General features: G+C 58.4%; 13 protein-coding genes. 8 read left to right on the plus strand and 5 right to left on the minus strand.

What is annotated here, in order from left to right; genetic code table 11:
- The 7 genes from ALP40_RS00470 to ALP40_RS00500 all read left to right on the plus strand — a co-directional run.
- The coding region (locus ALP40_RS00470) for a hypothetical protein (protein WP_259640663.1) at positions 1–510 on the plus strand (510 nt) is incomplete at its 5' end.
- A 355-nt stretch (positions 511–865) separates the two neighbouring features.
- The gene (locus ALP40_RS00475) at positions 866–1,579 is read left to right on the plus strand and encodes a hypothetical protein (RefSeq protein ID WP_310887062.1); all 714 of its coding nucleotides are present in this window, start codon (positions 866–868) and stop codon (positions 1,577–1,579) included.
- 103 nt (positions 1,580–1,682) lie between these two features.
- Positions 1,683–3,110 (plus strand): di-heme oxidoredictase family protein, encoded by a 1,428-nt coding sequence (locus ALP40_RS00480; protein WP_122206371.1) that lies wholly within the window; start codon positions 1,683–1,685, stop codon positions 3,108–3,110.
- Between the two features lie 33 nt (positions 3,111–3,143).
- Positions 3,144–4,208 carry an imelysin family protein gene (locus ALP40_RS00485; RefSeq protein ID WP_122206372.1) on the plus strand — a complete coding sequence of 355 codons (1,065 nt, stop codon included), beginning with the start codon at positions 3,144–3,146 and terminating at the stop codon, positions 4,206–4,208.
- Positions 4,209–4,224: 16 nt separating this feature from the next.
- The gene (locus tag ALP40_RS00490) at positions 4,225–5,328 is read left to right on the plus strand and encodes a DUF1513 domain-containing protein (protein ID WP_122206373.1); all 1,104 of its coding nucleotides are present in this window, start codon (positions 4,225–4,227) and stop codon (positions 5,326–5,328) included.
- 262 nt (positions 5,329–5,590) lie between these two features.
- Positions 5,591–6,742 (plus strand): efflux RND transporter periplasmic adaptor subunit, encoded by a 1,152-nt coding sequence (locus ALP40_RS00495; protein WP_122206374.1) that lies wholly within the window; start codon positions 5,591–5,593, stop codon positions 6,740–6,742.
- Positions 6,743–6,755: 13 nt separating this feature from the next.
- Positions 6,756–9,800: a multidrug efflux RND transporter permease subunit gene (locus ALP40_RS00500; protein ID WP_122206375.1), complete on the plus strand. Its 3,045-nt coding sequence runs from the start codon at positions 6,756–6,758 to the stop codon at positions 9,798–9,800.
- 67 nt (positions 9,801–9,867) lie between these two features.
- On the opposite strand, the gene ALP40_RS00505 is transcribed toward ALP40_RS00500, so the two are convergent.
- The 5 genes from ALP40_RS00505 to colR form a co-directional block, all read right to left on the minus strand.
- The gene (locus ALP40_RS00505; RefSeq protein WP_122206376.1) at positions 9,868–10,095 is read right to left on the minus strand and encodes a hypothetical protein; all 228 of its coding nucleotides are present in this window, start codon (positions 10,093–10,095) and stop codon (positions 9,868–9,870) included.
- A complete protein-coding gene (locus ALP40_RS00510; protein WP_122206377.1) occupies positions 10,092–10,811 on the minus strand; it encodes a lipopolysaccharide kinase InaA family protein in 720 nt (239 codons plus the stop codon). The genes ALP40_RS00505 and ALP40_RS00510 overlap by 4 nt, the downstream gene beginning before the upstream one ends.
- Before the next feature lie 4 nt (positions 10,812–10,815).
- Positions 10,816–11,496, minus strand: coding sequence for a class I SAM-dependent methyltransferase (locus ALP40_RS00515; protein WP_122206378.1), 681 nt, complete (start codon positions 11,494–11,496; stop codon positions 10,816–10,818).
- A 185-nt stretch (positions 11,497–11,681) separates the two neighbouring features.
- Positions 11,682–12,971, minus strand: coding sequence for a HAMP domain-containing sensor histidine kinase (locus tag ALP40_RS00520; protein ID WP_122206379.1), 1,290 nt, complete (start codon positions 12,969–12,971; stop codon positions 11,682–11,684).
- Positions 12,961–13,644: a two-component system response regulator ColR gene (gene colR, locus ALP40_RS00525; RefSeq protein WP_004881475.1), complete on the minus strand. Its 684-nt coding sequence runs from the start codon at positions 13,642–13,644 to the stop codon at positions 12,961–12,963. Before colR ends, ALP40_RS00520 begins: the two co-directional genes overlap by 11 nt.
- A gap of 178 nt (positions 13,645–13,822) precedes the next feature.
- Here colR and ALP40_RS00530 point away from each other — a divergent pair, with 178 nt between their 5' ends.
- Positions 13,823–14,554, plus strand: a complete 732-nt coding sequence (locus ALP40_RS00530; protein ID WP_122206380.1) for a phosphatase PAP2 family protein — start codon at positions 13,823–13,825, stop codon at positions 14,552–14,554.
- The last annotated feature ends 263 nt before the right edge of the window (positions 14,555–14,817 follow it).

Raw genomic sequence — 14,817 nt, forward strand, 5'->3', positions numbered from 1 at the left:
CAACAGAAGTTTGCACTGATGATCGGCCTGCGGGACGCATCAGACGGGCAGGTCGTATGGCTGACCGTACCGAGCTACACCCTCGGCATGGCGGTCGGTGAGTGGGAGGCGATTCGCGCCTACATGGAAGAAGGCCCCAGCGCACTGCCGTTGCCGATGATGGGCGAGAACATGGAAGAAGGCACCGTCGAGTTCTTCCACATGTGCCGCAAGGGCTACCGCTACGATCATGGGTATCTACGTTACTTGCTCGGCTTTCTGCTCATCCGGTTCTGCAGCGGCTGGACCCTGCCCTGTCGCATCGCCGCCTGGGTCGAGCGCCTGCCGAAGAAGGCTTTTCCCAAAGCAGTGCTTGACTGGTCAAAACCCTTACCGCCCGAGCAATGGCAACACCCCAGCGACGAGCTGATTGAACAGAGCAAGGCGGTGCGCAAGACGCTTCGTAAAGGACTGACGGTGTTCGATCACTTCGACTGGGTTGAAAAAAACAAGGTCAGCGAAAATGCCTGAGAACAAGTACGACCGACTGCCAACAGTGGGTGATACAGAAAACGAATCTGGCACTGAGGTTTTCTACCTTGCACCACGACCGGTGCCAACGGGTTTTGCAGCCTTCAGCTCACGCAGCCTTCATCAGCATGCCAGTGAAGTTTACTTGGACTTTGGACTAAGCTGCGCAACAGTAGAGTTTGCAGTCCGCGTTAGCATTGGTTCCGTAATCTCTATTGTTATTTTCTTTATACTTGCCTCCATAGCACTGGGGATTGATGATCATTTCAGATATGGAGCGCCTGTTTTTGAAATCTTTGTGACTTTGCTTCTGCCAAATTATTATCTCTGGGGGTTCGCGGGTGGTCTGGCACTCATGTATTTCTGCTGCTTCGTCCACGCCGTCTACCCCCACTCCAACATTCCCCCCACCCGCTTCAACCGCCAGCGCCGAGAAGTCGCCTACGTCGCCAAACGCGGCGAACCTGCCCGCTTCATCCCGTGGGAAGACGTCATCGCCTGCGTCAGCAGCAGCATGGTCGCGACCGAGTACGGCACTCAACAGAAGTTTGCACTGATGATCGGCCTGCGGGACGCATCAGACGGGCAGGTCGTATGGCTGACCGTACCGAGCTACACCCTCGGCATGGCGGTCGGTGAGTGGGAGGCAATTCGCGCCTACATGGAAGAAGGCCCCAGCGCACTGCCGTTGCCGATGATGGGCGAGAACATGGAGGAAGGCACCGTCGAGTTCTTCCACATGTGCCGCAAGGGCTACCGCTACGATCACGGGTATCTACGTTACCTGTTCGGCTTTCTGCTCATCCAGTTCTGCAGCGGCTGGACCCTGCCCTGTCGCATCGCCGCCTGGGTCGAGCGCCTGCCGAAGAAGGCCTTTCCCAAGGCAGTGCTCGACTGGTCAAAACCCTTGCCGCCCGAGCAATGGCAACACCCCAGCGACGAGCTGATTGAACAGAGCGAAGCCGTGCGCAAGACCCTCAATAAAGGGCTGACGGTGTTCGATCATTTCCGTCTTCAGACGGAAAGTGACGAGATCAAACACCTCATCACTGACCCGGAGAATTCGTAACAACACATTGCCTCAACGACGGCAAACGATAATCCCTCTTATTCAAACTGCACGAGGCTGATAAGCTTGCACGCCCTGATTTTCGGCTCTTTGCAGGATGTGTATGGCTACGCGGCTTCGTCTATCCCTTGCACTGCTCATGACGCTGGTCGTGAGCGGGTGCGATGACGCCCCGCGTTTCACCCACGCCGAACCGGGCGAAGCGCTGTCGGGCGGTAGCGCGACGGTCAGAAAGAGCGACCAGAATGCGTTTTCGATGCCGTCAGCCAATCTGTCTCCGGTGCGCCGCCTGGATTTCAGCGTGGGTAATAGTTTCTTCCGCAGCCCTTGGGTCATCGCGCCTTCGACGACGACGGCCCGGGACGGCTTGGGGCCGTTGTTCAATACCAATGCGTGTCAGAACTGCCACATCAAGGACGGCCGTGGTCACCCGCCTGAAGCCGGTGACACCAACGCTGTGTCGATGCTGGTCAGGTTGTCGATACCCGACAATCCTGAATTCGCCGACCTGATCCGGCGCAACGGTGTGTTGCCTGAGCCTGTCTACGGCGGACAACTGCAAGACATGTCCAACCCCGGCGTCGCGCCGGAGGGCAAGGTTCGGGTCGAGTACGACGCGATGAGCGTCAAGTTTCGTGACGGCACCGCTGTCGAGTTGCGCCAACCCACGTTGCGTATCACTCAATTGGGCTATGGCCCGCTGCATCCCGATACCCATGTTTCCGCGCGGATAGCCCCGCCCATGATCGGGCTCGGGCTGCTTGAAGCCATCCCCGACGAAGCGATTCTGGCCAACGCAGACCCGGATGACAAAGACGGTAACGGGATTTCGGGGCGCGCCAACTGGGTTTGGGACGATGCACAGCAAAAAGTGGTTATGGGACGCTTCGGTTGGAAGGCTGGACAGCCCAATCTGAATCAGCAAAACGTGCATGCGTTTTCCGGCGACATGGGATTGACCACCCGCCTGCGCCGCTTCGATGATTGCACCCCCGCTCAGACCGATTGCCTGGCAGCGCCAAACGGCAACGGCCCGGACGGCGAGCCCGAAGTCAGCGACAATATTTTGCGCCTCGTGGAGTTCTACACGCGTAATCTCGGCGTTCCAGCTCGCCGCAACGTGGAGGATCCACAGGTACTGGCAGGCAAGAACCTGTTTTTCCAGGCAGGCTGCCAACAATGTCACACGCCGACCTTCAAGACCCGGTCGGATGCTGCAGAGCCTGAGTTGGCCAATCAGCAGATTCGTCCCTACTCCGACCTGTTACTGCACGACATGGGTGAAGGGCTTGCCGATAATCGTACGGAATTCCAGGCGACCGGTCGTGAGTGGCGGACCCCGCCGCTCTGGGGGCTGGGTCTGACCGCTGCGGTCAATGGTCATACGCAACTGCTGCACGACGGTCGCGCACGCAATGCCCTTGAGGCGATACTGTGGCACGGCGGCGAAGCGCAGGCGGCGCAGCGACAGGTTCTGGCATTCAATGCCGAACAGCGCGAGGCACTGTTGGCCTTTCTGAATTCATTGTGAATCTTTTCCTTTTTCAAGCATAAGGAGCCGGACATGTTCCGACCCAAGTTGTTGCTGACCAGCCTTGCGGCGCTTGCGTTGGGAGCCTGCTCGCCAGCCGACCCTCAAGCCGTCACGTCTGCGGCCATCGCCAAACAGGTGATTCTGCCCACCTACAGCCGTTGGGTGGACGCCGACCGTCAATTGGCTAGCAGCGCGCTGGCGTTCTGTCAGGGCAAGACTGATCTGGCGACGGCGCGCGCCGACTTTCTGAAAGCGCAGAAGTCCTGGGCCGAACTGCAACCGCTGTTGATCGGGCCGCTGGCCGAGGGCAATCGCGCCTGGCAGGTGCAGTTCTGGCCGGACAAGAAAAATCTGGTAGGGCGTCAGGTGGAACAGCTGGTTACTGCGCAGCCGCAGATTAACGCCGAAGAGCTGTCCAAGGCCAGCGTCGTGGTACAGGGGTTGTCGGCTTACGAGTACATTTTGTTCGACGCCGAAATCGACATGGCCAATGCCGAACAAAAAGCCCGTTACTGCCCGCTGCTGATGGCCATCGGTGACCGCCAGAAAACCCTGGCCGAGGAAATCCTCAGCCGCTGGAACAGCAACGACGGCATGCTCGCGCAACTCAGTAAATTCCCGAACCAGCGCTACGCCGACTCCCACGAAGCCATTGCCGAGCTGTTGCGGGTTCAAGTAACGGCGCTGGACAGCCTCAAGAAAAAACTCGGCACTCCACTGGGTCGCCAGAGCAAGGGCCAGCCACAGCCGTTTCAGGCCGACGCGTGGCGCAGCAAATCCTCGCTCAGCAGCCTGGAAGCCAGTCTGGCCAGCGCAGAAACCGTGTGGGCCGGTGTCGACAACAAGGGCTTGCGTGGCCTGCTGCCCGCCGAGCAGAAACCGCTGGCTGACAAAATCGATACCGCCTACGCTGCCAGCCGCAAACAGCTGTCGGAGCTCAAACCGCCATTGGCTGATTTGCTGGCCACCGAAGCGGGACGCCAGCAACTCAATGCGTTCTACGACAGCCTGAACGTGGTTCATCGCCTGCACGAAGGCGAACTGGCCAAGGCGCTGGGTATTCAGTTGGGTTTCAACGCCAACGACGGCGATTGATCAAGAGGTAAGTGTGATGTTTCGACGTCAGATCATGGCCATTGGCAGTCTGTTGTTTAGCGCCTGTACGCTGGGCGGATGGACGCTGTTCAAGCACAAAGACCAAGGGCCATTGCTGCTCTCTGCCCGAGACGACGCCGAAGGCAGGCACTTCGCCGTGGGTTATCGGCTTGACGGCACGCAAGTGTTCGCCACCCAGGTGGGCCAGCGCTGCCACGACATCATCAACCACCCTTCCCTCCCGCTGGCGGTGTTCATTGCGCGCCGCCCCGGCACTGAAAGCTACCTGATCAACCTGAATGACGGCAGTCTGTTGCAGACCATCACCTCACGGCCAGACCGGCACTTCTACGGCCATGCCGTCATCCATCGCGATGGCGAATGGTTGTACGCCACCGAAAACGACACACGCGACCCCGGTCGCGGGTTGCTGGGCGTGTATCGATTCGTCGATAAGCGACTGGTGCATACAGCGGAGATTCCAACCCACGGCATTGGCCCGCATCAAGTGTCCTGGATGCCTGACGGAGAAACCCTTGTGGTTGCCAACGGTGGTATCCGTACCGAAGCGGAAAGCCGTGTCGAGATGAATCTCGATGCGATGCAACCCAGCCTGGTCCTGATGCAACGCGACGGTACATTGCTGAGCAAGGAAACCCTTACCCAGCAAATGAACAGCGTGCGCCATATGGGTATCGCCAGCGATGGGACCATCGTCTGCGGCCAGCAATACATGGGCGACTCGCACGAATTGTCCGAGTTGCTGGCCATCAAGCGACCGGGCCAGCCTTTTCAGCCCTTTCCTGTGGCCGAAGCGCAACTGCGTGCCATGAATCACTACACGGCCAGCGTAGCGGTACACAGTGACCTGCGCCTCGTCGCGCTCACCGCTCCCAGGGGCAATCGGTTTTTTATCTGGGATCTGGATAGCGGTGCCGTGAAACTGGACGCGCCCTTGCCTGACTGTGCGGGTGTCGGTGCCGTGACCGACGGTTTTATCGTGACCTCAGGCCAGGGCCGCTGCCGTTTCTACGATTGCCGCAAACCGGAACTGCTGGCCAAACCGCTGGATCTTCCGGCCGGGTTTTGGGATAACCATCTGCACCTTGCTCACGCTTAACCACCGCATGACGCCCTGTTTTAAGCGTTTCTGACTTGCTGTTATATAAATGGCTGCTAAACATACAAACAGCTATTTAAACGGCTGGTTATGCCAACTCAGCCAGGTTGAAAGTAGGAAACTTCCTGAAAAAAGTTGAGACCCTTCCGGTTCAATAGTTAGAGCTTTGCAAAACCTTGCAATACTCAATGAATTTGGAATACTGCGACTCACGCTGTGTTGGCGGAATCGTCCGCTTCAAACCTTCCCAAGGATGTGGAGTATGTTGCGTCGCCGCATGTTGATCATGCTGGGCGTTGTGTTGCTCGTGGTGCTTGCACTTGCGGGTTACAAAGCCTTTTCCGTTTATCAACAGATTCAGCAGTTCAGTGCACCCAAGCCGCCTGTCAGCGTCGCAGTGGTCACGGCGGTCGAGCAGCCGTGGCAAAGTCGGCTGCCCACCATCGGTACGTTGAAAGCGCTTCAAGGTGTAGACCTGAGCCTGGAAATTGCCGGCACGGTCAAAGCACTGCAGTTCGAATCCGGTCAAAAAGTGCGTGCAGGGCAGCCTTTGCTGCAGTTGGATAGCGACGTCGAACGGGCGCTGTTGGGCACAGCCGAGGCGGATCTGGGGCTGGCTCAGGTCGAGCATGGACGCGGCAGCAAGCTGGTCGGCGATCAGGCGATTTCCCGAGGCGACTTTGACAAGCTCGCGGCACAACTGAAGAAAGCCAGCGCCACGGTTGCCCAACTCAAGGCCTCGCTGGCGAAGAAACAGATTCTCGCGCCGTTCAGCGGCACCATCGGGATTCGACAGGTGGACGTCGGCGACTACTTGGCCAGCGGCACAGTGATTGCGACGTTGCAGGACCTGAGCAGCCTGTACGTCGACTTTTATGTGCCAGAACAGGCCGTGCCGAAGCTTGCCGTCGCGCAGCGTGTGCAAGTCAGTGTGTCCGCGTATCCGGGCCAGTCGTTCGATGCAATGGTCAGCGCGATCAACCCCAAGGTCGATGAAACCACACGCAATATTCTGATCAGGGCCACCCTCCCAAACCCCGAGAACACATTGTTGCCCGGCATGTTTGCCGACCTTCAGGTCATTCTGCCCGGCGCGCCTAGCCAGATCGTGGTTCCGGAAAGCGCGATCACTTACACCTTGTACGGCAACTCTGTGTATGTGGTGGTCCCCAAACGAACCGAGAAAGGCGAGCCCGAAAAGAATGCGCAGGGCGAACAGCAACTCATGGTAGAGCGCCGCTTTGTCGATACGGGCGAACATCGCGCAGGCAAGGTGGTGATCCGCAAGGGCATCAAGGCAGGCGATCAAGTAGTCAGCGGCGGTCAGTTGAAGCTGGCGAACGGTGCGCACGTTGCGGTCACACCGGATGCCACTCAGTCCGGCGACGCCAAAAGCCCAACACGCGCGGACTGATCAGGGAACCCTCATGGCCTTTACCGACCCGTTCATTCGCCGTCCGGTGCTTGCAACCGTCATCAGCCTGTTGATTGTGCTGCTGGGTGTTCAAGCGTTCAGCAAGCTGATCATTCGTCAGTATCCGCAGATGGAAAATGCCCTGATCACGGTGACCACCGCTTATCCCGGGGCCAACGCGGAAACCATACAGGGCTATATCACGCAGCCGTTGCAGCAGAGTCTGGCCAGCGCCGAGGGGATCGACTACATGACGTCGGTCAGTCGCCAGAACTTCTCGATCATTTCCATCTATGCACGAATAGGCGCCGACAGCGACCGGCTGTTCACCGAGTTGCTCGCCAAGGCCAACGAGGTCAAGAACAAGCTGCCCCAGGACGCTGAAGACCCGGTATTGAGCAAGGAAGCGGCAGATGCTTCCGCGCTGATGTACATCAGCTTCTACAGTTCGGAGCTGAACAACCCACAGATTACCGACTACCTGTCCCGGGTGATCCAGCCCAAGCTGGCGACGCTGCCGGGCATGGCCGAGGCTGAAATCCTCGGCAATCAAGTGTTCGCGATGCGTCTCTGGCTGGACCCGGTAAGACTCGCCGGCTTTGGCCTGACAGCCGCCGATGTCACCGACGCGGTACGTCGCTACAACTTTTTGTCTGCAGCGGGTGAGATCAAGGGCGAATACGTGGTCACCAGCATCAACGCGACCACCGAACTGAAGTCGGCCGAAGCCTTCGCGGCCATCCCGCTGAAAACCGACGGCGACAGCCGGGTCCTGCTGGGCGATGTGGCCCGGGTCGAAATGGGCGCAGAAAACTACAATTCGGTCAGCTCGTTCGACGGTATCCCTTCGGTATACATCGGCATCAAAGGCACGCCGAGCGCCAACCCGCTGGACGTCATCAAGGAGGTGCGCCGCATCATGCCGGAGCTGGAAAGCCAGCTACCGCCCAGCCTCAAAGTATCCATCGCTTATGACGCCACACTGTTCATCCAGGCATCGATTCATGAAGTCGTCAAGACGCTGGTCGAAGCCGTACTGATCGTGATTGTGGTGGTCTTCCTGTTTCTCGGCGCGCTGCGCTCGGTGCTGATTCCGGTCATCACCATTCCCCTTTCGATGATCGGCGTGCTGTTCTTCATGCAGTTGATGGGCTACTCGATCAACCTGCTGACACTGCTGGCGATGGTACTGGCCATCGGTCTGGTGGTGGACGATGCGATTGTGGTGGTCGAAAACATCCATCGGCACATAGAGGAAGGCAAGACGCCCTTCGACGCCGCCCTTGAAGGTGCCCGCGAGATCGCCATGCCCGTGGTGTCGATGACTATCACCCTGGCAGCGGTTTACGCGCCCATCGGCTTTCTGGAAGGGCTGACGGGCGCACTGTTCAAGGAGTTCGCCCTCACTCTGGCCGGCGCGGTGGTCATTTCCGGCATTGTGGCCCTGACGCTCTCGCCCATGATGTGTGCCCTGCTCTTGCGTCATGACCAGAACCCCAGCGGGCTGTCACACAAGCTCGACCATCTTTTCGGCGCGCTCAAAGTGCGTTATCAACGCGTACTGCATGCCACGCTGGACACGCGGCCGGTGGTTTTCGTCTTCGCCATCATTGTGTTGTGCCTGATCCCGATCCTGCTCACCTTCACCAAATCGGAGCTGGCACCGGATGAGGACCAAGGCATCATTTTCATGATGGCCACCTCGCCTCAACCCACTAATCTGAATTACATCAACACCTATACGGATCAGTTCGTGAAACTGTTTCGCGAGTTTCCCGAGTACTACTCATCGTTCCAGATCAACGGGTTCAATGGCGTGCAAACCGGCGTGGGGGGTTTTCTGCTCAAACCCTGGAATGAGCGCAGCCGGACGCAGATGGAGATCCTCCCGCACGTCCAGGCCAGGCTGGCTGACATCCCCGGTCTGCAGATCTTCGGTTTCAACTTGCCGTCGCTTCCCGGCACTGGCGAAGGCCTGCCGTTCCAGTTCGTGATCAACACCCCGAACGACTACGCGGCACTGCTGGAAGTGGCCGAACGGATCAAGACCCGCGCCACGGAGTCCGGTAAATTCGCGTTCATGGACATCGACCTGGCCTTCGACAAGCCGGAAGTGGTCGTCGACATTGATCGCGCCAAGGCGGCTCAGATGGGTGTCTCCATGCAGGACCTGGGCGGGACGCTGGCGACCCTGCTGGCCGAGGCAGAGATCAACCGGTTTACCCTCGAGGGCCGCAGCTACAAGGTGATCGCGCAGGTGGAGCGGCCCTATCGCGACAATCCGGGGTGGCTGAACAACTATTACGTCAAGAACAGCGAAGGCAAGTTGCTGGCGCTGTCGACGCTGATTACGGTCACTGATCGGGCACGACCGCGACAATTGAATCAATTCCAGCAGTTGAACTCAGCCATCATTCAGGGCTTTCCCATCGTCAGCATGGGCGAAGCGCTCGATACGGTCCGGCAGATTGCCAATGAAGAGGCACCGGAAGGTTTCGCCTACGACTACGCAGGCGCTTCGCGGCAATATGTGCAGGAAGGCAGCGCCCTGTGGGTAACGTTCGCGTTGGCGCTGGCGATCATCTTTCTGGTGCTGGCCGCACAGTTTGAAAGTTTCCGTGATCCGCTGGTCATTCTAGTGACGGTCCCACTGTCGATCTGCGGTGCCTTGATTCCGCTGTTTCTGGGGTTGTCGAGCATGAACATCTACACCCAGGTGGGACTGGTGACCTTGATCGGTCTGATCAGCAAGCACGGCATTCTGATCGTCGAGTTCGCCAACCAATTGCGCCGCGACAAAGGGTTGTCGGCAAGAGAGGCGGTTGAGGAAGCGGCGGCGACTCGCCTGCGTCCGGTCCTGATGACTACGGCCGCAATGGTATTCGGCATGGTGCCTTTGATAGTGGCAACCGGCGCCGGAGCGGTCAGCCGTTTCGATATCGGCACTGTAATCGCGACGGGGATGTCAGTCGGCACCCTGTTCACGCTTATCGTACTGCCGTGCGTCTATACGCTGCTGGCAACACCCGACAAAGCATTCATAAAGGTTCAGGGCTGATGCTTGCAGAATGATCCTTGCCCAACAAAAAAGGCCCCGACAGGGGCCTTTAAGATCAACGATGTGTTCAATTTTTCGATCCCGTGCCTTGGGCCAGGCTGTACATCAGGAGCAGCAGGTCGTGATCGGGCTTCACTGCCGCCTCACTTTTCGCCACACGGGGCAAAGGGCAATGCCCTTCACCATGCTGGGCACTAAGAATCTTGGTGCCCGGTTGTTCAAGCGCTGCCATAGCGACTGTTGCCGTCGCCAGCGCCGCAAACACGAACAAACCTCTAGCCATTTCGAGCTTCATGACTCTAAACCTTTGATAGAGCTGCCAAACGCCGCTTGATAAAAGTAGACCAATTTCTGCCAGTCTGCGGGGCTGAATGACGAATGGCGTTTTAGCTGCTTCATGTCATGTTGCGCAGCACCGTAAGCCGTCCAGCGGCGACGGCCCTTTTCGAGATCAAGCAGCGCGACTTCGGCCTTGGCGCTGGCACCCTCGCCCGTGACCCGGACAAAAATGTGCTTGCTATAGAGGCAACTGTGTTGCCAGCGCCCCAAATGCATGCGCGCCAGCGTTGTGCCCATTTCGCTGAGCATCTGCTCGTACAACAGCTCGCCGTAACGTTCGCGTCCGCCGCTGGCGACCCACTTGTCGAACTCTTCGAACCCCTCCAGGGCAACGGTCACCAGCAGTGCCCGCCACTCATTCTCGGTGCGTTCAGCCCCACAGAACACGATCTTCGGCACCGGCACACCGATTTTGCTCAGGCCTTCAAGGGCGTCACGCTCGCGCAGGACCGTGGGGCGTCCGAGCGGGTGCAACCAACTGCGGTAAATATGACCCGTCTGACGTTTGCTATAGAGCGTTTGCCCATCCTCGGTAAAAACCCTTTGCACGCCACTTTCGCCGCCACGACGCACGTTCGGCTCTTCAACCCACTCGCCGCGTTGGCTCCAAAAATGGCTGAATCCGTGTTTTCCCGGATTCACAACTGGTTCTTTCAAGGACTGCAAACCCATCTACTCACCTTTTACGTAATACATAGACTCGCCACATGGCGTACATCGGCAGGAAATCCATTCGCTTTTGAATGCGAAAACCTGCCTCTTCAAATTCTGCTTCTGCAGTCGCTACCGGTAACACAAAACGATTCTGGTAACTTTCCTGCCCATTTTCCTGATGGCGCTGGCGCTCAAGCTTTCGGCGCTTCCAGGCTTTGAAGTTGCCATCCACCCACAACGAGATAATCACACTGTCACGGGTGACACGCTGAAACTCACGCAATAGAGCCATACGATCACTGGCTTGACCGACATGGTGCAGCAGGCGCATGCAGAAGATGCTGTCGACGGCATTGTCGGAAAGATTGATCGCAAAGGCAGATGTCTGCAAGGGTTGTACCCGTTTCACGACATCGGCCGGTTGAGACTCGCATGCAATCCGCAGCATGTCGGCGGAGTTGTCCGCGCCAATGATCGAACGGTTCGGTTTTTCGGCCAACAGCGGCCAGAAGCGACCCGCCCCGCACGGCAGATCCAACACAAGTCCCGGGTCTCCGACCATGTGCAAAGCCTTTCGTGCCAACTGTTCATCACGGTGGTGAGACAGTTTGCGCCAGAGACCGTCCTGATGCTTTTCGAGGTACTGGCGGGCATGGTCTTTGTCGTACTTACGGGAAAACTCGAGTTCTATGCGGTCGCTCATGAGAGCATCTCCTGACGATAATGGCGACAAATTAGTCAGATCGCCGTCGTCGTCAGGTCATCTCAATGTGAAAAAAACGTCACATAACGCCACCAAGTGTTTCGAGAAATTTCAGAGACTTAGACGCGGCTTGTCGTCGCCACATCCGTATGACGACGGTTTCCAAGCGTATTACCGTCTGTCGCTCAAGGCTTGGGAACGTTCAGCGCGACCTTGAACCGGCAACCGTGAGGCTCCATCGGCGTCAGGCTCACGCTCCACCCCTGATTGGCGCAGATGCGCTGAACCAGCGACAGGCCCAGGCCCAAACCCTCGCCCCTCTGCTCGTTGCCGCGCACGAAGGGTTCGAACATGGCCTCGCGTTTTTCTTCAGGAATACCGACGCCGCTGTCTTCAACGACAAAGCTTTCAGCCTGCAGCGTCAGCGTGATGAAACCATGATCGGTGTAGTGCAGCGCATTGCGCAGCAGGTTGCCCATCACCGCGTGCAGGAACGTGGCGTTGTAGCGAATCTCGGAAACCTGCCCGTCCGGCGGCGGGTTGTACGTCAGCTTGAGCCCTTTGCCCTCGATAGGGTCACGCCATTGCGAGATGAGCTGTTCAGCAACGCCCACCAATGTCGCCTTGGGTGTCATGGCCGGGTCTTCGCGCTGGGTACGGGCGAGCATGAGGAACGTCTGCACCAGGTCTCGCATCTCCTCACAGGCGCGCCCGATGCGCTCTACCTGCCGGCGTGCGCGCTGGTCGAGCGCCGGATTTTCGAGCAATAGCTCACAGGAACTGGCCAACACCATCAACGGTGTGCGCAGCTCATGGCTGACATCACTGGTGAACATCCGCTCGCGAATCAACGCCTGCCGCAAACGGCCCAGCGTGGCATCGAAGGCCACTGCCAGCTCACCCACTTCGTCAGCGGCATAGTCAGGTGCCAAAGGGGGGGCAAGGCCCAATAGCTGATCCCGGTGGCGAACCTGTCTGGCCAGACGTACAACCGGCGCCATCACGCGGCGAGCCAATACCCAGCCCAGAAACACTGCCAGCGCCAGCGCCATCACGAACCCGACCAGCACCACGGCAAACAACACCCGCTCGCGCTCTTCGAAATCGCTCTGATCCTGCAGCAGCGCGTAGTGTCGACCGTCGACCACTTCAATCATGGCGTGGTAAGACAACGGCCCGCGAAACACCTCATGGAAGCCCGGCTCCAGATGCCGCAGGTCCTTGGGCAGATCGAAATCGCCAGGGCCATTGGTAAAGTAGAACAGCTGGTCAGGTTTGGGTCGGTGGCTCCAGTCGCTCACGCTGTCCATGAGCATGAGGCGATTGAGGTCACCCCCCAGGCCCGCAGAGATCAGTTTTTCTTCAACCAGGTGGACGGTGGAAATGATGCCGATTGCAAAGGATCCGGCGACCAGCGCACTCATCAGTGCAAACGCAATGATGATCCGCTGGGCAAGGCTCTGTTTAAACTCCATCCCGGCCCTCGGCCAAGCGGTAGCCCACACCATGCACGGTTTGCAGCAACGGCTTGGAAAACGGTTTGTCGATCACTTGACGCAATTGGTGCACATGGCTGCGCAGGCTGTCGCTGTCAGGGCAGTCATCGCCCCACAGCGCTTCTTCGAGAATTTCACGGCGTAACACATGCGGGCTCTTCTGCATCAGTACGGCAAGCAGCTTGAGGCCGACCGGGTTGAGTTTGAGCATGCGTCCTTCACGCGTCACTTCCAGGGTGTCCAGGTCGTAGATGAGATCGGACACCTGCAGCGTACGACGCCCTCCGCCCTGAGCGCGACGCAACACCGCCTCGATACGCGCCGCCAATTCAGACAGGGCGAATGGCTTGAGCAGGTAGTCATCGGCGCCCGAGCGGAAACCCTGCAAGCGGTCGTCCAGTTGGTCGCGGGCGGTCAGCATGATCACCGGCGTGTCGCGCCGAGCGTCTTCGCGCAGGCGTTTGCACAAGGTATAACCATCGATGCCGGGCAACATGATATCCAGCACGATCAGGTCGTAATGCTCGGTGGCAGCCAGATGCAGTCCTGAGAGGCCATCCTGTGCGCAATCGACGGTATAGCCTTTCATGCCCAGGTAGTCGGCCATGTTTGCCAGGATATCGCGGTTGTCTTCAACCAGAAGAATTCGCATGGAGCACTCTCATATGCAGTTTGGGCTGGCGCAGCTTAAGACGAAGTGGGCGTGAGGGCCAGCGCCGAGATGGACTAACGATTTTTTCATCTATAATTCACAATCCACATGACACACTCCGAAACAATTTGCCGTGCGTTCAAGACTGCGGCCTATGTTCCCTCGATCTGGATTTGCCATGTTGAAAGACGCATCCCCTCCTCATTCCCGCCCGCTCAACTTCTGGATATGCCTGGGCTTGCCTGCCCTCACCGCGCTGATACTGGTCCTGCTGGAACTGACCCCGGTGGACATGGACATTGCCAAGCTGGCCTTCGATCCCGCAAGCGGCGCGTTCATCGGCAGACACAGCTACTTCCTGGAGGATGTGCTTCACGATCGCGCCAAGCAGGTGGTGATGGTCATTGGGGTCGTGGCGATGATCAGCTTCGCAGCCTCGTTCAAGGTCGAGCGCCTGATACCCTGGCGTCGAGAACTGGGGTGTCTGGTGCTGTCGATGGCCCTCGCCACCGGTTTCGTGACACCGCTCAAAGTGGCGACCTCCGTGCAGTGCCCGTGGAGCCTGACCGAGTTTGGCGGAAAGGAAACCTACAGCGAACTGCTCAGTCCGCGCCCGGCCACAGACAAGCCCGGCCGTTGCTGGCCTGGCGGTCATGCCGCAACCGGCTTTACCCTGTTCGCGCTGTTCTTCATGTTCCGCGACCGCAAACCAAAGCTGGCCAAAGCCGGGCTGATAGCGGCGTTCAGTCTGGGAACGATCTTTTCCATAGGACGCATGCTTCAGGGTGCACACTTTCTGTCGCACAACCTCTGGACGGCGGTGTTCTGCTGGTTGATTTGTCTGGGGGTTTATTACTTCATTCTGTACAGGCCTGAGCGCCGCGAAGCGGCAGTCCAGCTCTCGCGCTGACCTTTCAACAACATACTCAGGTTATCTGATGCCTCAGTACGCCAGCTGAGCCGGGACCGCAACCGGAGCGAAGGAGCGTGCTTACTTGGCTCACCGAGCCCGCAATCTGTGCCATTTGCGACGCGGAGCGTCACGGGATGCATGCCCACGCGCAGCGATGGGCACGACCAGTGCAGAGGTTGTGTACAACAATGAGCCTCGACCTACAGATAAGCCCATAAAAAAACCCCGCACAAGGCGGGGTTCTTTATGGGTGTCGCTTA

The organism is Pseudomonas viridiflava (assembly GCF_003702045.1).
In the GTDB taxonomy this organism is placed as follows: domain Bacteria; phylum Pseudomonadota; class Gammaproteobacteria; order Pseudomonadales; family Pseudomonadaceae; genus Aquipseudomonas; species Aquipseudomonas viridiflava_C.